Consider the following 26,821-nt stretch of genomic DNA (forward strand, 5'->3'; position numbering starts at 1 on the left):
ATCCGTGTACAAGCAAACTTTCATCATCGCGCATAAAACGTCAAACTATGCTGCGTATCGATAGGCTCGATGCATGAAAACGTGATGAATATCCGCCTAGTGGCTGAAGATCACGCTATGTTATCGGGTGCTATCCTGAATCGACTCGGCAACGGCGGGAGTCCCGCTCGCCACAACAGGGAGGTCGTAGAGTGCTGACATCGCGCCTGAATACCTGGTTGGGCTACTGGCTTGCGATCATGTTGATGACGATCGCGCTACCGGTGTTCGCCCAGCAGGGTGAAACCCCACCAGAGGATACCGCCGATGGGGCGCCAGCCTACTCCACGCTGGCGGACCTGCTCGAGGATGACCAGGCACGCCAGCGTTTGATCGAGGAACTACGTAGCCTGGCCGCCCCCCAGGAAGGCGAACTCGGCCTGGCCGGTGAAGAAACACCGGCGACCATCGCCGAGCAAGCTCCTAGCGGCCAGAGTGCCGAGCAGGTATCCCTGGCGCGTCGCCTCGCCGCGGCCACCAGCAACATCGCCGGCAATATCGGCGGCCAATTCACCAATCTGATGAGCGTGCTAGGCGCGCTGGTCGCTCCCGATGAAGCCACCGAGGGTGACACTGCAACGGGCCCTGAGTTCGACATGACCGCCTTCACCAGCGCCGCCATCGAGCTAGCGCTGATCATCGTCGCCACCTTCGTCGCCTTCTTCATATTGCGCCGCCTGGCCCGCCCCTTGTTCACCCGCCTCAGTCACTGGTCGATGCATGGCGACAGCCGCAGTGCGTTGCTACGGGTCATTGTTGCCGTGGCGCTGGCCGCGGCGGTGGATGTCGCCGTCGTTGCCTTGGCCTATATCGGCGGCAACCTGCTCGCGACCTTCGCCGTCGGGGGTAGCGGCGAGCTGCCTGCCTACACGGCATTGTTCTTGAACGCCTTCCTGATCGTCGAGCTGTTCAAGGCGGCGATTCGCATGCTCTTCTCGTCAGGCTACGAGGGCCTGCGCCTGCTACCGATCAGTGCCGACGAAGCGGCTTCCTGGAACCGCTGGCTAGCCAGCCTGTCCGGCTTCGTCGGCTATGGCATGCTGGTGTTGGTGCCCATCGTCAACTTCAACGTATCACCGGCCCTCGGCCAAGCCACGGGCTTTGTCGTCATGCTACTGGCGTTCATCTACGCCACCACCTTCGTACTCAAGAATCGCCTCAAGCTGCGCGGTGCCCTGGAAGCCAGGGCGGCCAATGCCAGCATGAGCGCCTCGCGCATGGCGCTGGTACTGCTTGGCAAATGCTGGCATCTACTGGCCATCGCCTACTTTCTGCTGGTGCTGGTGCTCGGCGTCACGCGCCCTGAGGAAGCACTGCCCTATGTGATGCTGGCAACCTTGCAAACGCTGATCATCATCGGCGTCGGGCTGCTGATCTCCGGCGTGCTGACGCAGGTCATCGGCAAGCGCATTCGGCTATCCGACGACCTGCGACGCAAGCTGCCCAAGCTCGAAACACGCCTCAATTCGTACATTCCCACCTTCCTGAAGGTGATTCGCGCGATCATCCTGATCGCCGTGGTCATGTTGGTGTTGAACGCCTGGGGGGCCTTCGACCTGGCCGCCTGGTACGCCACCGAAGCCGGTAGCGCCACGGTCGGCAAGCTGATCGATGTACTGGTGATCCTGATCGTCGCCGCCGCGCTGTGGATCGCCCTGGCCAGCCTTATCGAGCACCGCCTCAGTCCGGAAACCGGCATCGGCGAACCCAGCGCACGCACCAAGACCCTGCTCAGCCTGTTCCGCAATGCACTGGCCATCGCCCTGATCACCATCACGGCGATGATCGTGCTGGCCGAGATCGGCGTCAATATCGGCCCATTGATCGCCGGTGCCGGGGTGCTGGGCCTGGCGATCGGTTTCGGCGCCCAGAAAATGGTTCAGGACATTATCACTGGCGTATTCATACAGGTTGAAAACGCCATGAATACCGGCGACGTGGTCACCCTGGCTGGTATTACCGGCACGGCGGAGCGCTTGAGCATTCGCTCGGTGGGCATCCGCGACCTGGCGGGCACCTACCACATCATCCCGTTCTCCAGCGTGGATACCGTCTCCAACTACATGCGCGGCTTCGGTAATCACGTCGGCGAATATGGCATTTCCTACCGCGAGAATATCGACGAAGCCATCGCCCAGCTCGAACTGGCCTTCGAGGAGCTCAAGGCCAGCGAGGAGCATGGCCACAAGTTACTGGAGCCGCTCAGCGTGGCCGGCGTGATTGCACTCGCCGACAACTCGGTCAATATCCGCGTGATCCTCAAGACCACGCCGGGCGATCAATGGGGCGTGGGTCGAGCCTACAATCGCCTGGTCAAGATGTACTTCGAGGCCGCCGGGATCGAGATTCCGTTCCCGCATACCACGCTGTACTTTGGCCAGGACAAGACCGGCTCCGCGCCGCCCGCCAACCTGCGCATCATGCAACAGGACTTCACCATCGACGGCAGCCCGGCGGGTCAGCCGAAGCCCCGGGACATCGAGCCACCCGAGGCGCTGGACCCGCACGACGATACCGCGATACCCAAGGCGCATACCCAGCCTGACAGCGATGAGGTTGACGAACGTTAAGCATCACCGGCGCCGTCCACGACAGCGCCATTCCAACAAGTCAGCCATTCTTGGCAACAAGAGGGGCTAACAAAGCAAAGGGGCTGCCATCTCGGCAGCCCCTTTCGCATCAGCGCGGTCCTTTTCTCGACCTACTGCGTGCTCACCAGCATGATCGCGCACATCACCGATGTTACCCACATGGCCGGTTTGATCTCGGCCAAGCGACCGGTACACAGCTTGACCAATACGAAGCTCAGGAAGCCGAAGGCGATACCCAGGGTGATCGAGTAGGTCAGCGGCATCAGGATGATCGCCAGAAAAGCCGGAAACGCCTGACTCAGGTCGCTCCAGTCGATACGTCCGACCGGCGCCATCATGAACAGCCCGACCAGCACCAGCGCCGGCGCCGTGGCGATGCCCGGCACCAGCGACAACAACGGCGACAGAAACAGGAACGGCAGGAACAGTAGCCCGATCACCACCGCCACCAGCCCCGTGCGCCCACCCTGGGCGACCCCGGCACCGGACTCGATGAAGGTCTGGGCGGCACTGGTGCCCAACGGCGCGGCGATCATCGAGGCGAAGGCATCGACGGTCATCGAACGCTTGAGATTGCGCGGGCTGCCGTCTTCGTCCTTGAGATCCGCCGCTTCCGCCAGGCCGAGGAAGCACGACAGCGAGTCGAAGAAGTTGGTGAACAGCATGACGAAGATGAACGGCAGATAGGCGACCTTCAGCGCTCCCCAGACGTCGATCTGCATGACCGCGCTGAAATCGGGCCAGGCCGCCAGGCCGCTCCACTGTACGATCACCTCATCGCCCCACAGCCGCCCCATGGGTAGCGCCAGCAGCGTGGTCAGGGCGATACCCATGATCAGCGCCCCCTTCATGCGCAGGATGGAGAAGACCGCCGTCGCCGTCAGGCCGATGAAGAACGTCACCAGTGCCGGATCGATCGTGCCCAACGACACCAGCGTGGCCGGATTGGCGACGACGAAGCCGGCGTTCTTGAAGCCGATGAAGGTGATGAACAAGCCGATGCCACAGGTGATAGCGAAGCGCAGCGAGTCGGGGATCGCCTCGATGATCGCCTTGCGTACGTTGAGCACCGCCAACACGGCGAACAGCACGCCGGACCAGAACACACAGCCCAGGGCGGTCTGCCAGGGCAGGCCGGCGCCCTGTACCAGGGTGTAGGTGAACAGCGCATTCATGCCCATGCCCGGCGCGACGAGGATCGGGTTACGGGCGTATAGGCCCATCGCCAGGCTGCTCATGAAACTGATCAGCACGGTGGCCGACAGGGCCGCCGAGAAAGGAATGCCGGCGTCGCTCAGGATGGCCGGGTTGACCACGATGATGTACATGCCGGCGAGGAAGGTCGCCACCCCGGCGAGTATTTCGGTGCGCATCGTCGAGCCGCGCCGACGCACGCCGAAGTAACGGCTTAGCCAGGATTCGTCACGTTCGGCAGTCGTGGACGCATCAAAGCGCTCCGTGGAGGTCTGTTCCATGGTGTTGTCCCATTGTTGTTGTCGGGCAGTTGCAAATCTCAACCCACAGAGTATGCAAAAATTGACCGATTGGACAACCTATTGGGCACATTGATGTATACAAAAGATGGAAAAACTGGATATCGACTTGTCCGCCAATAAAAAAGGGCACCCCACAGGGCGCCCAGGAGAGCAAAAGAATAGTGGGTGTTAGAGGTTGCGATCGCTGGGTTGCGGCAGCGCTGGCAGCGATTTGTCGAGTAGTTCCACGCTCTGACGGTAATAGAGCTGGCTCTTGTTATGCTCGCCGAGGTTGGCGAACAACCGCGCCAGTTCAGCGCAGACCACGCCGCTAGGCCGCTGGCGCTGACTGGCCTCGAAGTACTCCTGCGCCTTGCCCCAATAAGCGTTGCGTAGCGACAAACGACCCAGTGTCAGCAATAGATCGGGGTCGTTGGGGCGTTCCTGCAGCCACTTTTCGGCGTAAGCCAGCTGGCGGCCGGCATCGACATTGAGCAACCCATAGCGCAACACCAGCCGGGTGTCCCAGCGCTCCTTGAGCGAGTGGCGCAGCAGGCGCTCGGCGATGCCTTCCTCGCCACCGCGCACCAGCGATTCGGTGTACAGGCCCACCAGTTCGACATCGCCGCGCAGATGATCGGGCATGTCCGCCCATAAGTTACGCACGCGCTCGACGTCGTCCGGGTTGCGTGCCGCCTGCACGATCAGCTCACGGTAGGCGCGCTGCTCCAGTTCGTGACGCTCTTCCTCGGTGACCAGTTGCTGCTTGGCCAGCCGTGGCATCAGCCGGCGCAGGCCGTCCCAGTCGTTGACGCTAAGGTAGGCCTGCTTGAGCAGCTTGAGTACCTGGGGATGTTCCGGCAATTGCTTTTCGAGCCGCGTCAGGGTGGCCAATGCCTCCTCGAACTGCTGGCGGTCGAGCATCAACTGAGCCTGCACCATGCCCACCGCGGTATCGGAACCCTCGGTGCTGAGATGCGCGCGGCGCAACAGAGTATCGGCCTGATCGTAGCGGCCCTGGTAATGTGCCGCCAGCGCTGCCGAGAGGTAATTGACCAGCGGCGTGCTGGAATCGTCGGCGGCCTTGGTCAGGGCCTTCTCGGCACGCTTCCAGCGACCCTCGGCCAGCGCTACCAGCCCACGCACCGTGCGCCGCATGGCGTTACGGTTACGCGTGCGGCTATTCCATACCTTCAGTCGGCTGACCGGGCGCCGCATGCGCAGCAACAAGCGCAGCACGAAATGCACCACCATGAACAGGGCCAGCAGGAGTATCAGGCCGAACCAGAACGAGGTCTGGTACGAGGTGTCGCCGACGCGCACCAACCAGTAGCCGGGCAGCGATTGCATCAGTTGGCCGAATAGCGCGCCGATGGCCAGCCCGAAAACGACGATGAGGATGAGTTTTCTCATGCGTCAGCGCTCCCGGCGTCGCGCCGCCGCTCCATGAAGTCACGCAGCGCCTGCAGCGAGCCGCTGATATCCGGCAACTCGGGGCGAATGGTCTTGTCGGCCAGCGTTCTCAACTGTTCGAGCGACTCGGCAACGCCCTGGTTGTCGGTATCGTAGTAATCCTCGATCAGGGTGACGGCCTTCTCCAGGCTGGCCCGATAGAGCTGGGGATTCGCATTGAGCAGCGCCAACTGTGCCTGTTCGAGTTGCAGCCGCACATTCTGGCGCAGATAGGCTTCCTGCTCCGGCGTCAACAGCGCTTCCAGCGCCTGATCGTGCTTGCGCACCACCACCAGGTCCTTGAGCTCCTGGCCGAAGCGCGTCAGTTGGTCGCGCCAGCCGCCACTGACCGGCGAGGTATCGCCACCCTTGGCGGCAATTTGCTTGACGTCCTGCTCGAGCGGCAATTGCGCCAGTTGCTCCTGCTGGGCCATGAGTGTCAGATACAGCCCGGTGCTATCCACTCGCGGCACCGACGCCAGCGCCGCCAGTTCGGATTGAATGGCGCGGCGCACCGGGGTCAGCGCCGGGTTGTCGGCTTGCGCCAGGCGTTCATCGGCGCTGCGCAGCAGCGCCTCGGCGCCCTCCACGTCGCGCTCGAGCTGTAGGCGCTGATTGGCCAGGCGCAGCAGGTATTCGACCTCGGCGTAGATCCAGTCGCTGGGGTCGGCCTGCTGCTCGCTGGCGAGCTTGGCAAGCACCTTGTCGAGGGTCTGGTTGACGCTTTCGCGGTATTGCTGCAACTCATCGCGCATGCCTTGCAGCGCCTGCTCACGCTGCCGGTCGCGCTGGTCGAGTTGCGATTCGATCTCGGCGATGGCACTGGCATTGCTCTCGACCTGCGCCAGGCGTTGGCGCTGGTCGGCCAGCATCTGCCAGCCCCACCAGCCGCCGATCAGCACCACCAGCGCCAGCAGTACGACCAGCACCAGGGCAATCTTGCCGGCCTTGCCACCGTCGCCTTGGCCACCACGCGTCGTACTGGTGCCAGCGCTTGCCGCGCCACTCCCGCTCGTTACACCGGGTGTAGTCGTTGACGACTTGGCGCTACCTGACGCGGCAGAGGGCGTCTTATCCTGCCGCTTATCACCCTGAGCCTTTTTACCTTGCGCATCGTCCTTGCCCTGGGCGCTGTCACGCTTGGCCGCGCTGCGTGGCGCCTCGGGCTGAGTCGTTGACTTGCTCGCACTCGCTGACTCACCGCCCGGCGCCGCCTCGCCCTTGCTCGCCGGCCTGTCGGCGTTGCCGTCGGTGGATTTAGCGCTGTCTTCCTCGCCTTTGGCGCCCGGCGCTGCGCGCTTGTCGCTATCCGCCGCTTTCTGGCCAGCGCGGTGCGACGCGGCATCCTGGTCCGTCGAACGGGACTCGTCGTCCGTCGTCGAAGCCTGCGACGCATCGGTCGGGGCGTCGCTTTTGCCCGCGCCGGATGGCGCGCGCGGCTCGTCCTGATCGTGTTCTTGCTTGCTCATCTGTCGCTAGCCCTTTTCAAGATCGTCATGATCGGCGCCATTGAGGTCACAAACATCGGCCACTACCGCCGCCAGGGCAGGCGGTGTGGCGCCTTGTGCTACCAGAGGGCGCAAGTAGCCCAGGGTTTGGGCCAGTGTAGCCAAACGCTGGCTTGAAACGATTAGCGGTTGGTTCAACGCCGCCTTGGAGCACCATCCTGCCAGATGTTCGAGCAGTTCGCCGCTAGTCACCACCAGCGCGGAAAAATTTCCGTCCGCCAGATGAGCCGCTGGCATACCTGTCGGCGACAGCAGTTTGCGCCGATAAATCGCCAGGCGCGTCAACCGCGCGCCTCGATGCTCCAGGCTTTCGGCCAGCAGGGCGCGTCCGCCTTCACCCGCCACCAATAATACACGCTGCTCATCGAGGCGTTGCAGCGAAGCCAAGCGTAGCAGTGCCTCGCTGGTATCGCCGTGGCTGGCCGGTGGCAGATGCACGCGCACGCCCAGTCTATCGTGCAATACCTGCGCCGTGCCCACGCCGACGGCGTAAAAATGCGGCGCCAGCGGCAATTGTGGCCAGTAGTTTTCGAGCCCTGCGGCCAGGCACTCGGCGGCGAATGGGCTGACCACCACGACCCGCTGATAACGATCGAAATCGAGCCACGCCTGGCGCGTTGCCGGCGTTTCCGGCAAGACTTCGAGTCGCATCGCCTCGAGCGTCACGACATCGGCACCCAGCGCTTCGAGCGCTTCACGCAACGGCCCGGCACGCTCGCCCGGCCGGGTGATCAACACCCTGGGGCGCTCGTCCATCAGACGTCGCCGTAGACCTGCGCCAGAATCTCGCCGGCACCCTGATCGAGCAGCTCCTCGGCGACGCGCACCCCCAACGATTCGGGCTCGCTGGCCGCGCCGCGCCCCTGGGCACGCAGCACCTGCGAGCCATCGGGGTTGCCCACCAGGCCGCGCAGCCACAGCGTGCGTCCGTCATCTTCAAGCAGTGCATGGCCTGCGATGGGCACCTGGCAGCCCCCCTCCAGACGCGTGTTCATGGCGCGCTCGGCGCGCACCCGGGTGGCCGTCTCGGCGTGATCGAGCGGCGCCAGCAACTCGAGCAACGCCGGATCGTCGGTACGGCATTCGATGCCCAGCGCGCCCTGGCCACAGGCCGGCAGGCTGATCTCCGGCGGCAGTTCCATGGTAATCCGCTCGCCGAGCCCCAGGCGACGCAGCCCCGAGGTGGCGAGGATGATCGCCTCGAACTCGCCGGCATCGAGCTTGCCCAGCCGTGTCTGCACGTTGCCGCGCAGGTTGAGTATCTGTAGGTCCGGGCGCGCCTCGCTGATTTGCAGACCGCGGCGCAGACTCGATGTGCCCACCCGAGCGCCTTCGGGCAGCGCATCGAGGCCGGCATAGTCGTTGGAGACGAAGGCATCGGTGGCTTCGGCGCCTTCGAGAATCACCGACAGCCCCAGGGCCTCGGGAAAATGCATGGGCACGTCTTTCATCGAGTGCACGGCGATATCCGCGCGGCCATCGAGCATCGCCTCTTCGAGCTCCTTGACGAACAGCCCCTTGCCGCCGACCTTGGCCAGCGGCGTGTCGAGAATCTTGTCGCCACGGGTGGCCATTGCCACCAGTTCCACCGTAAGCCCGGGGTGCAGCGCCATCAGTCGGTCGCGCACGTGTTCGGCCTGCCACAGGGCGAGCAGGCTCTTGCGAGTGGCGATGCGCAGGGTATGAATGGCGGGCACGTGATTCTCCCAGTGATGGAGTGGGCGGGTTGGCACCATCATAAAGCAGTCGCCGGGCCAGGAAAAATCGCCGCCGTGCACGCATCGATCGGTTCAAGCCGGCCTCGCCCGTGGCGCCGACTCTGGTACACTCCATGACAACCCTTTAAACGTTACGATGCAGGACGCCTTCGCCCGATGAGCCAGCAGACCAACCAGTCCTGGGGAGGCCGCTTCAGCGAGCCCACCGACGCCTTCGTCGAGAAGTTCACCGCCTCGGTGGATTTCGACCGCCGCCTTTATCATCACGATATCCGCGGCTCGATCGCCCACGCCACCATGCTCGAGCGCATCGGCGTGTTGAGCGCCGAGGAGCGCGACGCCATCGTCACCGGCCTCGCCGAAGTCGAGCGCGAGATCGAAGCCGGCCAGTTTCCGTGGTCGGTCAAGCTCGAAGACGTGCACATGAACATCGAGGCGCGGCTGACCGAGAAGATCGGCATCACCGGCAAGAAACTGCACACCGGGCGCTCGCGCAACGACCAGGTGGCCACCGACATCCGCCTCTATCTGCGCGACGAGATCGATGTCGTCGATGCCGAACTCGCGCGCCTGCGCAGCGGCATGATCGAGCTGGCCGCCAACGAGGCCGATACCATCATGCCCGGCTTCACGCACCTGCAGACCGCTCAGCCGGTCACCTTCGGTCATCACCTGCTGGCCTGGCAGGAGATGCTCGCCCGCGATCACGAACGCCTGCGCGACTGCCGCAAGCGGGTCAACGTGATGCCGCTGGGTGCCGCCGCCTTGGCCGGCACCACCTATCCCATCGATCGCCACGTCACCGCTGAGCTGCTGGGTTTCGAGCGCCCCGCCGAGAACTCGCTGGACGCGGTCAGCGATCGCGATTTCGCCATCGAGTTCGTCGCCTTCGCCAGCCTGCTTGCGATGCACCTGTCGCGCATGAGCGAGGAACTGGTACTGTGGACCAGCGCCCAGTTCGACTTCATCGACCTGCCCGATCGTTTCTGCACCGGCTCGTCGATCATGCCGCAGAAGAAGAATCCCGACGTGCCCGAGCTGGTGCGCGGCAAGTCCGGGCGTGTCTATGGCCACCTGATGTCCCTGCTGACGCTGATGAAATCGCAGCCGCTGGCCTACAACAAGGACAACCAGGAAGACAAGGAGCCATTGTTCGACACCCTCGACACCGTCAAGGGCTGCCTCAAGGCCTTCGCCGACATGGTGCCGGCGATCGAGGCCAAGGCCGACAACATGCGTGAAGCCGCGCGACGCGGTTTCTCCACCGCCACCGATCTGGCCGATTACCTGGTACGCAAGGGTGTGGCCTTCCGCGACGCCCACGAGATCGTCGGCCAGTCGGTGGCCTACGGCATCGCACAAAAGAAGGATCTTGCCGAGATGAGCCTCGACGAGTTGCGCCAGTTCTCCGACACCATCGATGATGACGTTTTCGAGGTGTTGACCCTGGAGGGCTCGGTGGCCGCGCGCAACCATATCGGCGGCACCGCGCCCAATCAGGTTCGCGCCGCCGCCCAGCGCGCCCGCGATGCGCTGGCCGTGCTGACGAGCACCGCCGCAGGAGGCCACTGAAATGCGTCACCTGACGAACCTAGGCCTCGCCCTGCTGATGCTCGCCATGCTCGCCGGCTGTGGGCAGAAGGGCCCGCTTTATCTGCCCGGTGATGAGGAAGCCGCCGCCACCTACGACCCCGGCAATGAGTATGCCGACGAGCAAGCCGACGACGACGGTGATGAAGACCAGGACGCCCAGGATGGCAATGACGACGACGCCGGGACCCCGCCCCCGGCGTCCGATGGCGAGGGCTGACGATGGATCATTTCGACTACCGTGACGGCGTGCTGTACGGCGAGGACGTGCCGCTGACGCAAATCGCCGAACGTTTCGGCACGCCCTGCTACGTCTATTCCAAGGCCACCCTGGCGCGCCACTATCGCGCCTACAGCGAAGCGCTGGGCAGTCATCCGCACCTGATCTGCTACGCGGTCAAGGCCAATTCCAACCTGGCGGTGCTCAACCTGCTGGCGCGTTTGGGCGCGGGTTTCGATATCGTCTCGGTCGGCGAGCTCGAGCGCGTGCTGGCCGCCGGCGGCGACCCGGCCAAGGTGGTGTTCTCGGGCGTCGCCAAGCAGGCCGACGAAATGGCCCGCGCGCTGGATGTCGGCATCAAGTGCTTCAATGTCGAATCGCTGCCCGAACTCGAACGCCTCGATGACACCGCCGGGCGGCTCGGCAAGGTCGCCGCGGTGTCGCTGCGCGTCAATCCCGACGTTGATGCCAGGACGCACCCCTACATCTCTACCGGACTCAAGGACAACAAGTTCGGCATTCCCGTCGAGCAGGCTCTCGGCGTCTATGCGCGCGCCGCGCAAATGAGCCACGTGCGCGTGGTGGGCATCGATTGTCATATCGGCTCGCAACTCACCGAACTCGCGCCGTTTCTCGATGCCTTGGACCGCCTGCTGGTGCTGCTCGACCGGCTCAAGGAACACGGCATCCATATCGAACATCTCGATCTGGGCGGCGGTCTCGGCGTGCCCTATCAGGGCGAACGCCCGCCGGCGCCGTTCGATTACGCGCGGGCATTGCTCGAGCGCCTCGAAGGGCGCAACCTCACCCTGTTGTTCGAGCCGGGTCGCTCGATCGCCGCCAATGCCGGGGTATTGCTGACCCGCATCGAATACTTAAAGCCCGGCGAAGCCAAGAACTTCGCGATCGTCGACGCCGGCATGAACGACCTGATCCGCCCTTCGCTATACCAGGCCTGGCAGGCGATCATTCCGGTGGACACCCGCGAGCCCCGCGACACCGCCCGCTACGATGTGGTCGGCCCGGTCTGCGAGACCGGCGACTTTCTCGGCAAGGATCGCGAACTGGCGCTGGCCCCCGGCGACCTGCTGGCGGTGCGTTCGGCGGGCGCTTACGGCTTCGTCATGGCCTCGAATTACAACAGCCGCCCGCGTCCGCCGGAGGTCATGGTCGATGGCGACCGGGTGCATCTGGTGCGCCGCCGTGAAGGCATCGAAGCGCTATGGGCCGGCGAGTCGCTGTTGCCGGAAGATGCCTCGGAGAGCCACTGATGCTGCTGCACTTCACCAAGATGCATGGCCTGGGCAACGACTTCCTGGTGGTCGACCTGGTCACCCAGCGTGCGCGCTTCGACGTCGAGCGGGTTCGCGCGCTGGCCCATCGCCAATTGGGCATCGGCTTCGATCAGCTACTGCTCGTGGAGCCGCCACGCGACCCCGACATGGACTTTCGCTATCGCATCTACAACGCCGATGGCAACGAGGTGGAAAATTGCGGCAACGGCGCGCGTTGTTTCGCGCGCTTCGTGCTCGACCAGCGGCTGACCCACAAGCGTGAGATTCGCGTCGAGACGCTGGGTGGCCCATTGCACCTGGTCGTCGAAGGCGACGGCCGGGTGCGTGTCGACATGGGCGCGCCTCGCTTCGCCCCGCAAGACGTACCCTTCGATGCCGAGCACGACCTGCCCCTGCACGCCCTCGACGTCGCCGGTGAGCACCTCGAGGTGGGCGTGGTATCGATGGGCAACCCCCACGCGGTGCTGCGTGTCGATGACATCGACAGCGCCCCGGTGGCACGCCTGGGCCCGGCCATCGAGAGCCACCCGCGCTTTGCGCGCGGGGTCAACGCCGGCTTCATGCAGGTGATATCGGCGCATGAGATTCGCCTGCGCGTCTTCGAACGCGGCGCCGGTGAAACGCTGGCCTGCGGTACCGGCGCCTGCGCGGCGGTGGCCAGCGGCATTCGCCAGGGGTTGCTGCAAAGCCCGGTGACCGTGCGCTTGCCCGGTGGGCGGCTGACTCTGGAGTGGGCCGGCGACGGCGCCCCGCTATTCATGACCGGCCCCACCGAGCGGGTCTTCGATGGCCGTGTGTCATTGAATTGATCGTTGCGCGACAAGAGGAAGACAACATGTCCCAAGCTCCCGCCCCCGAACCTCGCCAGACCCTCGACCCGGAAATGGTCGCCCATTGGCTGGCCCGGCACCCCGATTTCTTCGTCGGCCGCGAGGGGCTTCTGCAACAGCTCAAGGTGCCGCACCCCGAAGCCCAGGGCGCGATCTCGCTGCTCGAACGCCTGGTCCTCGACCTGCGCGAACGCGCCGAGAGTGCCGAATGGCGCCTCGAGCAATTGCTGGAGTCGGCGCGCCACAATGAGTCCCAGTACCGGCGCACTCGCGAGCTGATGCTGGCGCTGCTCGAAGCCGAAGACAGCGATGCGCTGGGCCAGGCGCTGGTCACTCAGCTTTCGGAGCGCTTTCGCACCCAGGCGGTCGCGCTGTGGTGCGCGCCGAGCCTGACCGATGTCGAGCCGCACCCGCCCCAGGCGCCGCGCTTCGTGCTCGACGAGGCCAGCGGCGCGCGCCTGGGTGCCTTGCTCGATGGTCGCGTCAGCCGCTGCCGGCGGCTCTCGCGCAAGGACTGGCAGCGCCTGCTGCCGCATATCGAGCCGCCCAAGCAGTCCGGCTCCTGCGCGCTGACGCGGCTGACCGTGGGTGAGCCACTGGGCTATCTGATCCTGGCGAGTCACGATGTCGAGCATTTTCGCGCCAGTCTCGATACCCTGTTCACCGAGTATCTCGGCGAGGTCGTCGCCCGCCTGCTGGTGCGTCATGCCCACCGCGAATGAAGCCGCCATGCAGGCCAGCGTCACGCGCTTCCTGCAGGAGCTGGCACGTCACGCCAGCCCGGCCACCGTGGAAGCCTACCGTCGCGATCTCACTGCGCTGCTGACCTTTGCCGACGAACACGCCGTGGCTGGCTGGCAAGCCCTCGACAGCGATCTGGTGCGGCGTTTTCTCGGCCGCGAGCGCAGCCGTGGTCTGGCGTCACGCAGCCTGGCGCGGCGGCGTGCCGCGCTGTCGCGTTTCGCCGAAGCGCTGGTTCAGCAGGGCGTGTTGAGCCACAACCCGGTCAAGCTGATACGCACCCCACGCCAACCGCAGCACCTGCCACGCCCGGTCGATATCGACCAATTGGCGCGCTTTCTCGACACCCCGCATGACGGCTCGCCCTTGGCGCTGCGCGATCAGGCGATACTCGAATTGCTGTACTCGTGTGGCCTGCGCCTGGCCGAGCTGGCCGCGCTGGATACGACGAATCTCGATAGCCGCCGCGTACGCGTGGTCGGCAAGGGCAGCAAGCCACGCCAGGTTCCCGTGGGCCGGCGCGCGCGCCAGGCGCTGGATGCCTGGCTGGCGGTGCGTGGCCAGTTGGCCAGCGCAGGGCAAGCGGCGCTGTTCGTGGGCAACCGGGGCGCGCGGCTGGGCCATCGCGCGATCCAGCTACGCCTCGCGCAGCTCGCGAAAATTCGCGGCCTGCCTGAACACTTGCACCCGCACCGTCTACGCCACTCCTTCGCCAGTCATTTGCTGGAATCCAGCCAGGATCTGCGCGCGGTGCAGGAACTGCTCGGCCACGCCAACCTGTCGACCACGCAGATCTACACCCGTCTCGACTGGCAGCACCTGGCCAGCGCTTACGATGCCTCCCACCCTCGCGCACGCCGCCGTGATCGCGGCAGCGCCAACGACTCGACGCCTTGACCATGTCTTTACAGCGGCTGCCTATCGACGCCCTGACGTTCGACCTCGACGACACCCTATGGGACAACCGCCCGGTGATGGAGCACGCCGAGCAGGGCCACTACACCTGGCTCGACGATGCGCTGGCAAGCGAGCTCGATGCCAGCATCGTCGAGCAGCTGCGCGACGATCTGGGGCGTTACGGGGAGCGCTTCCCGCTCGATGCCTATGTCGAACGGCGTCTTGCGATGGCCCGGCGCCATCCCTTGCGACGCGGCGACTTCACCTGGCTGCGCGAGCGCGCCCTGGTCGAGCTACTCGAGGAGTTCGGCCTACCGCGCAGCGCGGCCTTCCTGTGGGCCGCAGCGGCTATCGAACGCTTCCTGGCGCTGCGCCATGAATTGACGCCCTATGCCGAGGTCGTGGATTTGCTCGAAGCGCTGTGCCCGCGCTATGCGCTGGCGGCGATCACCAACGGCAACGCCGACCTCGAGCGGCTGGAACTGGCCAGTCATTTTCCGGTGGTGATTGCCGCTGGCGAGTTGCTCGCGCCCAAGCCCGACGCACGCCCTTTCCTCGCCGCCCTGGCGCGCCTGGGCAGCACGCCGGCGCGGGCCATGCATGTCGGTGATTCCTGGCAGGAGGATGTGCTGCCGGCGCTGCGCCTGGGTATGCGCGTCGCGTGGATCGACAAGCACGACGAGCGACCGAGCGCACTACCGGCGGGCGTGTATCGGCTGGCGCATATCCGCGACCTGCCGGCGCTGCTGGATAGCCTGGCCTAGATCAGAGGGTGTTTACAAAAGTCGCGAGCGACGGTCAGGCAAGGCGAAATCGGCCAAAAAAGCGCAGTTTACATGACGTAAATGAGCATTTTGATCGGACTCGCGCCCGAGGCAGTTTTCAACGCCGCATGGCCGAGTGCAGCAATTTGTAAACACCCTCTCAGGCTGGCTCGGCCAGCCAGCTATCCAGGCGGGCCTGGGCTTCGTCCAACCCTTGACGCTTGAGCGCCGAGAACAGCTGCACGCTGACTAGGTCCTCCCATTCGCGCAGGCGCCGACGCACCTCGAGCAGGCTATTCTTGGCCGCGCCGGGCTTGAGCTTGTCGGCCTTGGTCAGCAGGATATGCACCGCCATATCCTGCTCGTCGGCCCAGCCCAGCATCATCTCGTCGAACTCGCTCAGCGGGTGGCGCACGTCCATCATCAGCATCAGCCCCTGCAGCGAGGCGCGCCGCTGCAGGTACTCGGCGAGATGACGCTGCCATTCGAGCTTGACCTTCTCGGGCACCTTGGCGAAGCCATAGCCGGGCAGGTCCACCAGCCGTCGCCCATCGTCACCACCCACATTGAAGAAGTTGATCAGTTGGGTACGCCCGGGCGTCTTGGAGGTGCGCGCCAGGGCGTTCTGCTGGGTCAGGGCATTGATCGCGCTCGATTTGCCGGCGTTGGAACGACCGGCGAAGGCGACTTCCCGGCCATTATCGGGCGGGCACAGCGCCAGGGTCGGCGCGCTGATAATGAAACGGGCGGTATGGTAATTGAGGCGTGTCACGGCGGGTCTCGTCTGGCGATGGCGGCGGCGCCATGGGTAGCAAGCGGCATACGGCGGTCAAGCAAGCCGCGTTTACGCTGCGGCGTCAGGGCCACATTCACGCGACTGGCGGTATTCTATATAATGCGAAAACGTTTATCTTCCGCCCGAGGCAGGCTAGTGTACCACCCAGCTCTCGCCGACAGCGAACCGGCCAAGCACCGATGGCTGGCATGAACGGCGTGAACCTGCCTATCGGCAGCCCCGGCACCCGGGTGCTTCGCACCAGACACAACGAAACGGGATAGTGGATTAGCGATGAGAAAGTTACTGGTAAGCTTGGCAATCACCATGGGTGTCGCGGGCATGGCCCACGCACAACAGGAAATCGAGGGCGACCCGGCCGCCGGCCGTGAGAAGGCGCAGGTCTGTGCCGCCTGCCACGGCGCCAACGGCATCAGCGCGGTGCCGATGTTCCCTAACCTGGCGGGGCAGCAGGCCAGCTACCTGACCCAGCAGCTCATCGATATCCGCGACGGCACGCGCGCCGTGCCACAAATGGCCGGCATCGTCGCCAACATGAGCGATCAGGACTTTGCCGACCTGGCCGCCTATTACGCCGAGTTGGACCCCAACCTGGGTCAGGCCGATCCCGCGCTTGCCGAGCAGGGCCGCAAGCTTTACCGCGCGGGAGACCTGGCCAAGGGCATCCCCGCCTGCACAGCCTGTCATACCCCGACTGGCCAGGGTATCGGCACCGCCGGATACCCGGCATTATCGGGGCAGCACCCCGAGTATACCGTCGCCACCCTGCAGGACTTCGCTTCCGGCGCGCGCAGCAACGATCCCAACGCCATCATGCGCGATATCGCGTCCAAGATGAGCGACGAGCAAATGCAAGCCGTGGCGAATTATGTCTACGGCCTGCATTGAGCGATGACGCCTGCCGCATACGACCTGCAAGCAAGGCGGCCCCGGCCGCCTTGCGTCATTGGGGCCGCGCGGAACCCTGACGCTGCGAGCGCTCAAAGGCCTCGTCGCTAGAGCCGCCTCGTGCGGGCTTTTCTGTTACCTTTACTTCATGAAATCAACCTTCCCAGGAGAATTGGCGCATGCTGAAACAATGGATTGCCGTTGCCGCCGGCCTTGGCCTGTCGACACTGGCCATGGCCGCCCCACCCGTGGCGGGAGAACACTACACGGTGCTCGACACGCCCGTGGAAACCAGCGTGGACGAGGGCCAGATCGAAGTCACCGAAGTCTTCTGGTACGGCTGCCCGCACTGCTACAACCTGGAAGAGCCGCTCAATGCCTGGGTCGCCGAGCTGCCCGAGGACGTCACCTTCCAGCGCATCCCGGCAACCATGGGCCAGACCTGGGTCGATCATGCCACGGCATTCTTCGCCGCCAAGCAACTGGGCATTCTCGATGAAGTGCATAGCGACTTCTTCGATGCCATTCACCAGGATGGCAAGCGACTGACCGATGTCGACGATATCGCGGCCTTCTTCAGTAACTATGGCGTTAGCGAAGAACAGGCCAAGGAGGCATTGACCTCGTTCGGCGTCAAGAGCCAGATCAACCAGGCCCATGCCAAGATGCGCGCCTATCAGTTGATGGGGGTGCCGGCGCTGATCGTCGATGGGCGCTACGTGATCACGCCGAGTAGCGCCGGCAGCCTCGACAACATGCCGCAGATTGCCGGCGCGCTGATCGAAAAGGTGCGCAGCGAACAGGCCGAGTGATGTGAGTACCGCGCACGCCGGCGTTGAGTCCCACGCCGCCACGTTGCGGCTGCTGACCTTCAACTTGCAGGTCGGCATACAGACCTCGTCCTACCGCCATTACGTGACTCGCAGTTGGCAGCATTTCTTGCCTCATCCCAGGCGCCAGGGGCGCCTGGACATGATCGGCGAGGTGTTGAGCCAGTTCGATATCGTCGGCTTGCAGGAGGTCGATGGCGGCAGTTTCCGCTCGGGGAATGTCAACCAGGTGGAATACCTGGCGCGCAGCGCCGGCTTCACGCATCACTTCCAACAGCTCAACCGCAACCTGGGCCGCGTGGCCCAGCACAGCAACGGCCTGCTCTCGCGTCCGGCCCCCGGCCAGGTTCAGGTGCATCGCCTACCCGGCACGCTGCCCGGACGCGGTGCCATCCATGCGCGTTATGGCGACGGCCCCGATGCACTGCATGTGTTCGTCGCGCATCTGGCACTCAGCCATCGTGGCCGGGTACGCCAACTCGACTATCTCAGCGAGTTGATTGCGCCGCTCAGGCACGTGGTGGTGATGGGCGATCTGAACTGCACGCCCGATCAGTTGCACGCCCATTCGCGCTTTTGCACGTCGCTGCCCCTGCATCCGGTGCGTCCGCTGCTGAGCTATCCGTCCTGGCAACCTCGCCGAGCGCTGGATCACATCCTGCTGTCATCCTCGCTCAAGGCCGGCAAGCTGCAAACGCTCGAGCAATTGTTTTCCGACCACCTACCGCTGGCGGTGGACCTGCATTTGCCCGCGGCTTGTCACCGAGCGATGGAAAGTTTGTCAGACCAATGATCGATTGCCCCCCGCGCCGCAAACGTTCAGATTAACGTGGCTTTTACATGAGACACCGCCATCGAAGTCCGCCAATACCCCAGGCTTCGGATAATCGATGGTGGCGAGTTACAAAAAAGAACGGCGCAAAACGCCTTATTGGAGAGAGAACTCCCATGAAACATGCTTCGTCCATGCCGGCACCCCTGGCCTGGATCGACAGCATCACCGAACGGCTGGGCAGGGCGGTCGCCTGGCTGGTCCTGGTTATGATGTTGATTCAATTCCTGGTGGTGGTGCTGCGTTACGCCTTCAACGTCAACAGCATCCCCATGCAGGAATCGATCATGTACATGCATGCGACGGTGTTTCTGCTCGCCGCCTCCTATACCCTCAAGCACGAGGGCCATGTACGCGTCGACATCTTCTATCGGGCCGCATCGGTACGTCGCAAGGCCTGGACCGACCTGCTCGGCACCCTACTACTGCTGATTCCGTTCATGAGCTTCATCCTCGTCTCCAGTTGGGGCTATGTCGCGAGATCCTGGGCGATTCTCGAGGGGTCGCCGGAAACCGGCGGCATTCCCGCCATCTTCCTGCTGAAGACCCTGATTCCCGCCTTTGCCATCCTGATGATCGTGCAGGGGGTTGCCGAAATCATTCGCAATGCCCTGATCATCTCCGGCCGCCTGGCACCGCCCAGCGATAGCGATCATGCCGAGGAACTTCTCTGATGCTGGAGTACATGCCCCTCGTACTGTTCGTCGTTATCTGTCTGGTATTGATGTTGGGTTACCCCGTCGCGCTATCGCTAGCCGGCACCGCCCTGGCGTTTTCCGGTCTCGGAATGGGCCTCGAGGCGCTGGGTATCAACGCGCATTTCGATGCCAGTTTCCTCTCGGCGCTGCCTAACCGCCTCTACGGCATCATGAGCAACAACACGCTGCTCGCCGTGCCGTTGTTCGTGCTGATGGGCGTACTGCTGGAGAAGTCCAAGATCGCCGAAACGCTGCTCGACGCCATGGCGTTGATGTTCGGCTCGCTGCGCGGCGGGCTGGCCATTTCGGTGACCCTGGTCGGCATGCTGCTGGCGGCCTCGACGGGCATCGTCGGCGCCACCGTGGTCACCATGGGTCTGCTGTCGTTGCCGACCATGCTCAAGCGCGGTTACAGCCCAGCGCTGGCCACCGGCACCATCTGCGCGACCGGCACGCTCGGCCAGATCATTCCGCCCTCCATCGTGCTGGTACTGCTCGGCGACGTATTGTCCTCGGCCTACCAGCAGGCCCAGCTCTCGATGGGCATCTTCAGCCCCAAGACCGTCTCGGTGGGCGATTTGTTCATCGGCGCCATGATCCCCGGCCTGTTGCTAGTATTTTTGTATACCGCCTACGTGACCGCTGTCGCCTGGCTCAAGCCCGATTCGGCGCCGCCGGCCAACCGCAAGGAATTGATGGCCGAACTCGGCCACAAGAGCGGCCTGGGCATGCTGCTGCTCAGGGGCCTGGTGCCGCCGCTGATATTGATCATCGCGGTGCTTGGCTCGATCCTCGGTGGCTTCGCCACGCCCACCGAGGCTTCGGCGGTGGGCGCCTTCGGCGCGATGATCCTCGCCCTGGCCTACGGCAGACTGAATTTCGCCATGCTCAGGGACGCGGTGCGCTCGACCACGCATGTCACCACCATGGTGTTTCTGATCCTGATCGGCGCGGCGCTGTTCTCGCTGGTCTTCCGCGCCTATGGCGGCGAGGAACTGGTCAATAGCGTGTTCGAGAAGATGCCCGGCGGCGTGATCGGCGCGACGATCATCGTCATGCTGGTCATCTTCCTGCTCGGTTTCATTCTCGACTTCATCGAGATCATCTTCGTGGTGGTGCCGATCGTCGGCCCGGCGCTGCTGGCCATGGGTCTCGATCCGGTCTGGCTGGGCATCATGATCGCCATCAACCTGCAGACCTCGTTCCTCACGCCGCCATTCGGTTTCGCGCTGTTCTACCTGCGCGGCGTGGCTCCGTCTTCGATACCCACCACGGCGATCTATCGCGGGGTGATTCCGTTCATTCTCATCCAGCTTGGCATGCTCATCGCACTGGCTTTCTTTCCCGAGCTCGCGACCTGGCTGCCCGCGCAGTTCAAATAAACGACGACTTCGACAGATTCACCAGGTGCTCAGGGCGGGCCACAAGCCCGCCTGAATCACGCAGCAGTAACCCTAAGCGCTCAACTACATAACAAGGGGAAACGCGCTATGCAATTCAAGTCTCTTGCAGCAGCCATCGCCATGACCACCGCCGCTACCGGCCTCGGTCTTGCCACGGTGGTCGATAATACCGCTAACGCTCAGGAAACCTATGAATGGAAGCTGGTCACCTCGTGGCCGAAGAACTTCCCCGGTGTCGGTCAGGGCCCCGAGCGCCTCGCCGACCTGGTCGAGAAGATGTCCGATGGACGTCTGACCATCAAGGTCTATGGCGCCGGTCAACTGGTTCCCGGCTTCGAGGTCTTCGGCGCGGTTTCCGCAGGCACCGCCGAGATGGGCCATTCCGCCTCCTACTACTGGAAGGGCAAGGCGCCGGCCGCGCAGTTCTTCGCTGCCGTGCCGTTTGGCATGAACACCACGGAAATGAATGCCTGGTTGCACTATGGCGACGGTATCGAGCTATGGAACGAGCTCTACGACCAGTTCGGGCTGCAAGTCATGGCGGCCGGCGCCACCGGCGTGCAGATGGGTGGCTGGTACAACAAGCAGATCAACTCCGTCGCCGATCTCGAAGGTCTCAAGATGCGCATGCCGGGCCTCGGCGGCGAGGTCATGAGCCGCATGGGCGTGGCGATCGTCAACATGCCGGGCGGTGAAATCTTCACCTCGCTGCAGTCCGGCGCCATCGATGCCACCGACTGGATCGGCCCGTACAACGACCTGGCCTTCGGCCTGCACCAGGCCGCCGAGTATTACTACTATCCGGGCTGGCACGAGCCGACGGTGATGTTCGAACTGATCATCAACGACGAAGCCTGGTCATCGCTGCCCGAGGATCTGCAGGCGATCGTCAAGACCGCCGCTCGCGACGTCAATCAGGATGTCATCGACGAGTACACCGCGCGCAACAACGACGCCCTGCAGACGCTGATCGACGAGCACGGCGTCAAGCTCCGGCGTTACCCCGACGATGTGCTGGCGCGCGCCAAGGAGATCTCCGCCAAGGTCACCCAGGAGCTGGCCGCCTCCAGCCCCATGGCGCAGAAGATCTACGACTCCTACAGTGCCTTCCAGGACAAGGTGGTCAATTACCACGCCATCTCCGAACAGGCCTACTACAATGCGCGTAACCCGGAGGGCGACACTACCGCTGCGGAATAACACGCGGTAATGCGAAACGGGCTCGCCATTGGCGAGCCCGTTTTTTACCGATACCTTTACCCTATTACCGCTGGCGTAGAGTCCGACTCAACTACCGGCGACCGCCATCAGCTTGACCCATTCGATCATCGGCGACGGGTAAACGCCCAGCAACAGCACCAGCAGCGCCAGACCCAGCACCACCACGCCACCGGCGCGCACGCCCCAATCATGGGGCGCGTCGCGACGCTGCATGCCCGGTTCGACCAGGAACAGCGTGACCATCACCCGCAGATAGTAGAAGAGCCCGATGGCACTGCCCATGATGATACCGCCGACCAGCCACCAGCGCTCGGCCTCCACGCCCAGCGCGATGATATAGAACTTGCCGATGAAACCCGCCGTGAAGGGGATGCCGGCCAACGACAGCATCGATACGGTCAGCACCGCCGTGAGATAGGGCCGCCGCCAGAACAGGCCGCGATAGTGGTGCAGCGCCGCTGCGTCCTCGCCGCTGTAGGGCGTCGACAACAGCGTAACCACGCCGAAGGCGCCCAGCGTCGTCACCAGATAGGTCACCAGATAGACACCCACGGTTTCCACCGCCAGTCCGTCGCCGATCACCAGCGCCACCATCAGGTAGCCGAAGTGCGCGATCGACGAATAGCCGAGCAGGCGCTTGAGATTGGACTGGGCGAGTGCCAACAGATTGCCGACCAGCATGGTGACTACCGCCAGCACCGCCAGCAGGCCATGCAGCCAATCGCCCTGGAAGGCCGGCGCCACCAGCACCAGACGCAGGAGCACGACGAACACCGCGACCTTGCTCGCCGACGCCAGGAAGGTCGCGGCGGGCCCGGGGCCGCCCTCGTAGACATCCGGCGTCCACAGATGGAAGGGTACGATGGATAGCTTGAAGCCCAGGCCGACGAGCATCAACCCGGCACCGGCCAGCGCCCAGGCGTTGGGGTCCTCGGTAAGCGCCACCGCCAGCCCGGCCAGATCCAGTCGTCCGGTCTGGGCATACAACAATGCCATGCCGAACAGCAGAAAGGCCGTGGCCGCCGCCGATAGCACCAGGTACTTGATGCCGGCTTCCAGGGAATGCCGCTCGCGAAACGCGTAGGCGAGCATGCCGTACAGCGGCATCGACAGCAGTTCGAGGCCGAAGAACAGCGTCGCCAGGTGCCGGCTCGCCGCCAACACGATACCGCCCGCCGCCGCGCACAGCAGCAGTAGATAAAACTCCTCGCGGGGGCCGGGGTACTTCTCCAGGTAAGCGTGCGCCAGGGTCACGCAGACCAAGGTCGAGATCAGGATCAGTATCGCGGCAAACAGTGCCAGTCCGTCGATGACCAGCAGTGGCGTTTCGACCGGGCCCATCTGCCAGATGACCAGTACCGACAGCAGCGCAATATTCAGGCCGGCGGCGGAGGCAATCGCCGTTCCGGCATGGTGGCGTTGCCAGGCGATACCCAGCATCACCGCGACCGCCGTGATGCAAACCAGGATCAGCGGCGTGAGGGCCACGAGGTGCGTCATGGTCAGCATTTATCGAGCCCCCGTCAGCAAAGTGGTCGCGGCGTTGGCGTCGGCCACGCTGAATATCTGCTGCACTTGGCTCATCGCTGAAGCCGTGGTATCCAGCAGCGGCTGGGGATAAAGCCCAAAGAACAGCACCAGGGCCAGCAGGCTCAGCATCATGGCGTATTCACGCCGGTCGAAATCGGCGAAACGCTGCTCATCCCGCGATGGCCCGTAATGCGCTCGTTGCATCAATATCAGCGAATAGACTGCCGCCAGCACCAGCCCGGCGCTGGCGATGACCACGACCCACGGCGCCACGCCGAAGGTGCCGAACAGCACCATGAACTCGCCGACGAAGTTGGCCGTTCCAGGCATGCCCAACGAGGCCATGACGAAACACAGCGAGAAGCCCGACAGGCTGCCCATGCGTCCCCATAGCCCGCCCATCTTGCGCATGTCGCGGCTACCCAGGCGCTCGTAGATCTGACCGCTGAGGATGAACAGAGCGGCCGCCGAGAAGGCGTGAGCGACCATCAGCGCCACCACGCCCTGCAGAGCCAGCTTGGAACCCGAGTAGATGCCGATCAGCACGAAGCCCATGTGCGAAATACTGGTGTAGGCGATCAGGCGCTTGATGTCATGCTGGCCGCAAGCCATCACCGCGCCGTAGAAAATCCCCACCAGCCCCAGGCCCATGGCGATCGGCGCGAAGGCCTGCGACGCCTCGGGAAACAGCGGGATCGCGAAGCGCAGCATGCCGTAGGCCGCGGTCTTGAGCAGAATACCCGCCAGATCCACGCTACCCGCGGTGGGTGCCTGGGCATGCGCATCGGGCAGCCAGCCATGCAGCGGCACCACCGGCAGCTTGACCGCGAAGGCAATGAAGAAGCCCAGCATCAACCACATCGCCACGCCGTCGGAAAGCGGCGTGTTACGCAGTACCTCGTAGCTGAACGAGTACTCGCCGGTATTGGTGTAATGAATGAAAACCAGGCCCAGGATGGCCACCAGCATCAACAGGCCACTGGCCTGGGTGTAGATGAAGAACTTGGCCGCCGTGGCGATGCGCGTCTTGCCGTCCGAACCGCTGTGCCCCCACAGCGCGATCAGGAAGTACATCGGCACCAGCATCATTTCCCAGAAGAAGAAGAACAGGAACAGGTCGATGGCCAGGAACACCCCGACCACCCCGCCGAGAATCCACAGCAGGTTGAGGTGGAAGAAGCCCACCCGGCGCACGATCTCGGTCCACGAACACAGCACCGCCAGCGCGCCGAGGAAACCGGTCAACGCGATCAGCACCAGCGACAGGCCGTCGAGCGCCAGATGCACGTCGATGCCGAAGCGCGGGATCCACGGCACCCGCCACTCCATGGCCCAGGCAGCGCCGTCGGCCGCGCCAGCCATGGCGCCGGCCGGCAGCTGGTAATCGCCGCTCCACCATAGCCCCAGGGTAATCAGAAGTTCGAGCAGCATGGTGCCGAGTGCGATCCAACGCGGGGCCATCTCTCCCCAACGCTCCGCCTGCCAACACAACAGCCCGCCGATAAATGGGATCAGGATCAACCAGACCAGCGTCATAAGCCTTGCGTTCCCTGTGAATATTCCGGCGTCACCGCCTGCCTCGATCGACGTCTCGTCATGTCGAATCCCTTAGTCATACGTTATTCATGGCGTGGTCAGGCCCCGAGGACCAGCACCAGCAGCACCAGCGTCGCGCCGAACACCATCGAGGTGGCATAAATGCGCATCTTGCCGGTCTGCGTGCGTGTAAGCCCCGCGTTGAATAGCCAGGCCAGGCGCGTGGAAAGACCAATCAAGCCATCGAGGGGGTCGCCGCTCAGCAGCCTGACCAGGCCACGATAAGGACGCACCAGCAGCCGGTCGAAGAAGGCATCGAAGCCCCAGGCGTGATTCCATAGCGTCCACAGCCGCGCGCCCCAGCCCTGCCCGGCGAGGCGCGCCAGCCACTCGCGCCGGCGCAGGAACAGCCAGGCCCCAAGAGCGATACCCGCCAGCGCGGTCGCGGAGGCGATGATCTCCAACGCGGTATGCCAGGCGTGCACGCCTTCGCCGGGGCTCGCCGGGAGCACGTCCGCCAGCGGCGGTTGCAGCCAGGCACCGAGGAACGTCGACAGCACGGCCAGCACGACCAGCGGCAGGCCATGCACCAAGCCGCGCCCCGCTTCGGCATGCCGTGCGTTGTCGCTTTTCGTTTCGCCATGGAAGGTGCCGATGATCAGCCGCAGGGTGTACAGCGAGGTCAGGAACGCCCCGATCAAACCGGCCAGCAACAGCCCACCATTACCCGAGGCCAGCGCCTGCCAGAGAATTTCGTCCTTGCTGTAGAAGCCGGCGGTAATCAGCGGCAGTGCCGCCAGGGCCGCGCCACCGATCACGAAACCGGCGTAGGCCAGCGGCAGGCGCCGCCACAACCCACCCAGGCGGCTCATGTCCTGCTCATGATGGCAGCTGACGATCACCGCGCCGGCGGAGAGGAACAACAGCGCCTTGAAGAAGGCATGGGTCATCAGATGGAAGATCGCCGCATCGAAGGCGCCCACGCCCAGCGCCAGGAACATATAGCCGATCTGGCTCATCGTCGAGTAGGCCAGTACGCGCTTGATGTCGGTCTGCGCCAGCGCGGCGAAACCGGCCATCAGCAGCGTCAGCGCGCCGATCACGCCGACCAGGTAGAGCACGTCCGGGGCCAGCGTGAAGATGCCGTTCATGCGCGCGATCAGATAAACCCCGGCGGTGACCATGGTTGCCGCATGGATCAGCGCCGAAACCGGCGTAGGGCCGGCCATGGCATCGGCCAACCAGGTATGCAACGGCAACTGCGCCGATTTACCCATCGCCCCACCCAGGATCAGCAGCGCGGCCAGCTCGACCATGGTGTCGCCACGCGCCCAGACCTCGGGCGCACGCTGGAGGATTTCGGCGATGTTCAGCGTGCCCAGTTCGAGGAAGATCAAGAACATGCCGATGGCCAGAAACACATCGCCGATGCGCGTGACGATAAACGCCTTGAAGGCCGCCCAGCCGTTGGTCGAGTGCTGGTAGTAATAGCCAATCAGCAGATAGCTGCACATCCCCACGCCTTCCCAGCCGAGGAAGAGCATCAACAGATTGTCGCCCAGCACCAGCAATATCATGCTGAACACGAACAGGTTCATGAAGGCGTAGAAGCGCGTGATCCCTTCCTCGCCACGCATGTACCAGGCGGCGAACAGATGGATCAGAAAGCCCACGCCGGTGATCACGCCGAGCATGGTCAACGACAGCCCATCGAGCGCCAGGCCGATGGTTGGCTGGAAGTCGCCCACGGCTATCCAGGTCCACAGAGTGACCGTCTGCGGCGCGCCGTCTCCGGCGAGAAACTGTAGGAAGATCAGGCCGGTGACCAGCGCCGACAGGCCGATGCTGGCCACGCCGACAAAGGCGCTGGCACGCTCGCTCAAGGTGCCACGCGATATCGAAAGAATCAGCGTCCCGGCTAGCGGTAACAGGAAAGTCAGTGGCAAGAGTAACGTCATTGGCAATCC

The 26,821-nt window shown here is 64.1% G+C and carries 23 protein-coding genes; 14 read left to right on the forward strand and 9 right to left on the reverse strand.

The window, feature by feature from the left end:
• Positions 1 to 191: 191 nt before the first annotated feature.
• Positions 192 to 2,609, forward strand: coding sequence for a mechanosensitive channel protein (ybiO, locus tag BLR92_RS13710; protein WP_245704213.1), 2,418 nt, complete (start codon positions 192 to 194; stop codon positions 2,607 to 2,609).
• A gap of 131 nt (positions 2,610 to 2,740) precedes the next feature.
• Here the strand turns inward: ybiO and BLR92_RS13715 are convergent, their stop codons facing one another.
• The 5 genes from BLR92_RS13715 to hemC form a co-directional block, all read right to left on the reverse strand.
• Positions 2,741 to 4,105, reverse strand: coding sequence for an NCS2 family permease (locus BLR92_RS13715; RefSeq protein ID WP_089729518.1), 1,365 nt, complete (start codon positions 4,103 to 4,105; stop codon positions 2,741 to 2,743).
• A gap of 189 nt (positions 4,106 to 4,294) precedes the next feature.
• The gene (locus BLR92_RS13720; RefSeq protein WP_089729520.1) at positions 4,295 to 5,518 is read right to left on the reverse strand and encodes a heme biosynthesis HemY N-terminal domain-containing protein; all 1,224 of its coding nucleotides are present in this window, start codon (positions 5,516 to 5,518) and stop codon (positions 4,295 to 4,297) included.
• Positions 5,515 to 7,026 (reverse strand): uroporphyrinogen-III C-methyltransferase, encoded by a 1,512-nt coding sequence (locus BLR92_RS13725; protein ID WP_089729522.1) that lies wholly within the window; start codon positions 7,024 to 7,026, stop codon positions 5,515 to 5,517. Before BLR92_RS13725 ends, BLR92_RS13720 begins: the two co-directional genes overlap by 4 nt.
• A 6-nt stretch (positions 7,027 to 7,032) precedes the next feature.
• The gene (locus tag BLR92_RS13730; RefSeq protein WP_089729524.1) at positions 7,033 to 7,821 is read right to left on the reverse strand and encodes a uroporphyrinogen-III synthase; all 789 of its coding nucleotides are present in this window, start codon (positions 7,819 to 7,821) and stop codon (positions 7,033 to 7,035) included.
• Positions 7,821 to 8,762, reverse strand: a complete 942-nt coding sequence (gene hemC, locus BLR92_RS13735; RefSeq protein ID WP_089729740.1) for a hydroxymethylbilane synthase — start codon at positions 8,760 to 8,762, stop codon at positions 7,821 to 7,823. Before hemC ends, BLR92_RS13730 begins: the two co-directional genes overlap by 1 nt.
• 177 nt (positions 8,763 to 8,939) lie before the next feature.
• Between hemC and argH the strand changes: the two genes are divergently transcribed.
• Genes argH through BLR92_RS13770 form a run of 7 tightly spaced genes read left to right on the forward strand, consistent with a single transcriptional unit; the run spans position 8,940 to position 15,120 of the window.
• Positions 8,940 to 10,355, forward strand: coding sequence for an argininosuccinate lyase (gene argH, locus BLR92_RS13740; RefSeq protein ID WP_089729526.1), 1,416 nt, complete (start codon positions 8,940 to 8,942; stop codon positions 10,353 to 10,355).
• 1 nt (position 10,356) lies between these two features.
• Positions 10,357 to 10,593 carry an LPS translocon maturation chaperone LptM gene (gene lptM, locus BLR92_RS13745; RefSeq protein ID WP_089729529.1) on the forward strand — a complete coding sequence of 79 codons (237 nt, stop codon included), beginning with the start codon at positions 10,357 to 10,359 and terminating at the stop codon, positions 10,591 to 10,593.
• A 2-nt stretch (positions 10,594 to 10,595) separates the two neighbouring features.
• The gene (lysA, locus tag BLR92_RS13750) at positions 10,596 to 11,864 is read left to right on the forward strand and encodes a diaminopimelate decarboxylase (RefSeq protein WP_089729531.1); all 1,269 of its coding nucleotides are present in this window, start codon (positions 10,596 to 10,598) and stop codon (positions 11,862 to 11,864) included.
• Positions 11,864 to 12,697 carry a diaminopimelate epimerase gene (gene dapF, locus BLR92_RS13755; protein ID WP_089729533.1) on the forward strand — a complete coding sequence of 278 codons (834 nt, stop codon included), beginning with the start codon at positions 11,864 to 11,866 and terminating at the stop codon, positions 12,695 to 12,697. Before lysA ends, dapF begins: the two co-directional genes overlap by 1 nt.
• A 26-nt stretch (positions 12,698 to 12,723) precedes the next feature.
• A complete protein-coding gene (locus BLR92_RS13760; RefSeq protein ID WP_089729535.1) occupies positions 12,724 to 13,440 on the forward strand; it encodes a DUF484 family protein in 717 nt (238 codons plus the stop codon).
• A complete protein-coding gene (locus BLR92_RS13765) occupies positions 13,424 to 14,356 on the forward strand; it encodes a tyrosine recombinase XerC (RefSeq protein ID WP_370659227.1) in 933 nt (310 codons plus the stop codon). Before BLR92_RS13760 ends, BLR92_RS13765 begins: the two co-directional genes overlap by 17 nt.
• A 2-nt stretch (positions 14,357 to 14,358) precedes the next feature.
• The gene (locus tag BLR92_RS13770; protein WP_089729539.1) at positions 14,359 to 15,120 is read left to right on the forward strand and encodes an HAD family hydrolase; all 762 of its coding nucleotides are present in this window, start codon (positions 14,359 to 14,361) and stop codon (positions 15,118 to 15,120) included.
• Positions 15,121 to 15,280: 160 nt separating this feature from the next.
• Here BLR92_RS13770 and yihA read toward each other — a convergent pair whose 3' ends face one another.
• Entirely contained in the window at positions 15,281 to 15,892 is a 612-nt protein-coding gene (gene yihA / locus BLR92_RS13775; RefSeq protein WP_089729540.1) for a ribosome biogenesis GTP-binding protein YihA/YsxC, read from the reverse strand.
• Between the two features lie 297 nt (positions 15,893 to 16,189).
• Here yihA and BLR92_RS13780 point away from each other — a divergent pair, with 297 nt between their 5' ends.
• The 6 genes from BLR92_RS13780 to BLR92_RS13805 all read left to right on the forward strand — a co-directional run bounded on the left by BLR92_RS13780 (position 16,190) and on the right by BLR92_RS13805 (position 21,767).
• Entirely contained in the window at positions 16,190 to 16,804 is a 615-nt protein-coding gene (locus BLR92_RS13780) for a c-type cytochrome (RefSeq protein WP_089729542.1), read from the forward strand.
• Between the two features lie 179 nt (positions 16,805 to 16,983).
• Entirely contained in the window at positions 16,984 to 17,616 is a 633-nt protein-coding gene (locus BLR92_RS13785; RefSeq protein WP_089729544.1) for a thiol:disulfide interchange protein DsbA/DsbL, read from the forward strand.
• A 1-nt stretch (position 17,617) separates the two neighbouring features.
• Entirely contained in the window at positions 17,618 to 18,427 is an 810-nt protein-coding gene (locus tag BLR92_RS13790; protein WP_089729545.1) for an endonuclease/exonuclease/phosphatase family protein, read from the forward strand.
• A 155-nt stretch (positions 18,428 to 18,582) separates the two neighbouring features.
• A complete protein-coding gene (locus tag BLR92_RS13795; RefSeq protein WP_089729548.1) occupies positions 18,583 to 19,140 on the forward strand; it encodes a TRAP transporter small permease subunit in 558 nt (185 codons plus the stop codon).
• Entirely contained in the window at positions 19,140 to 20,546 is a 1,407-nt protein-coding gene (locus BLR92_RS13800) for a TRAP transporter large permease (protein WP_089729550.1), read from the forward strand. Before BLR92_RS13795 ends, BLR92_RS13800 begins: the two co-directional genes overlap by 1 nt.
• Positions 20,547 to 20,654: 108 nt before the next feature.
• Positions 20,655 to 21,767: a TRAP transporter substrate-binding protein gene (locus BLR92_RS13805; RefSeq protein WP_089729552.1), complete on the forward strand. Its 1,113-nt coding sequence runs from the start codon at positions 20,655 to 20,657 to the stop codon at positions 21,765 to 21,767.
• An 87-nt stretch (positions 21,768 to 21,854) separates the two neighbouring features.
• Here the strand turns inward: BLR92_RS13805 and nuoN are convergent, their stop codons facing one another.
• The 3 genes from nuoN to nuoL all read right to left on the reverse strand — a co-directional run bounded on the left by nuoN (position 21,855) and on the right by nuoL (position 26,812).
• Positions 21,855 to 23,297 carry an NADH-quinone oxidoreductase subunit NuoN gene (gene nuoN / locus BLR92_RS13810; protein WP_089729554.1) on the reverse strand — a complete coding sequence of 481 codons (1,443 nt, stop codon included), beginning with the start codon at positions 23,295 to 23,297 and terminating at the stop codon, positions 21,855 to 21,857.
• Positions 23,298 to 24,854 carry an NADH-quinone oxidoreductase subunit M gene (gene nuoM, locus BLR92_RS13815; RefSeq protein ID WP_089729556.1) on the reverse strand — a complete coding sequence of 519 codons (1,557 nt, stop codon included), beginning with the start codon at positions 24,852 to 24,854 and terminating at the stop codon, positions 23,298 to 23,300.
• Positions 24,855 to 24,952: 98 nt separating this feature from the next.
• On the reverse strand, positions 24,953 to 26,812 hold the full coding sequence (nuoL, locus tag BLR92_RS13820) for an NADH-quinone oxidoreductase subunit L (RefSeq protein ID WP_089729743.1): 1,860 nt from the start codon (positions 26,810 to 26,812) through the stop codon (positions 24,953 to 24,955).
• Between the last annotated feature and the right edge of the window lie 9 nt (positions 26,813 to 26,821).

Source organism: Modicisalibacter muralis (genome assembly GCF_900102945.1).
Taxonomy (GTDB): Bacteria; Pseudomonadota; Gammaproteobacteria; order Pseudomonadales; family Halomonadaceae; genus Modicisalibacter; species Modicisalibacter muralis.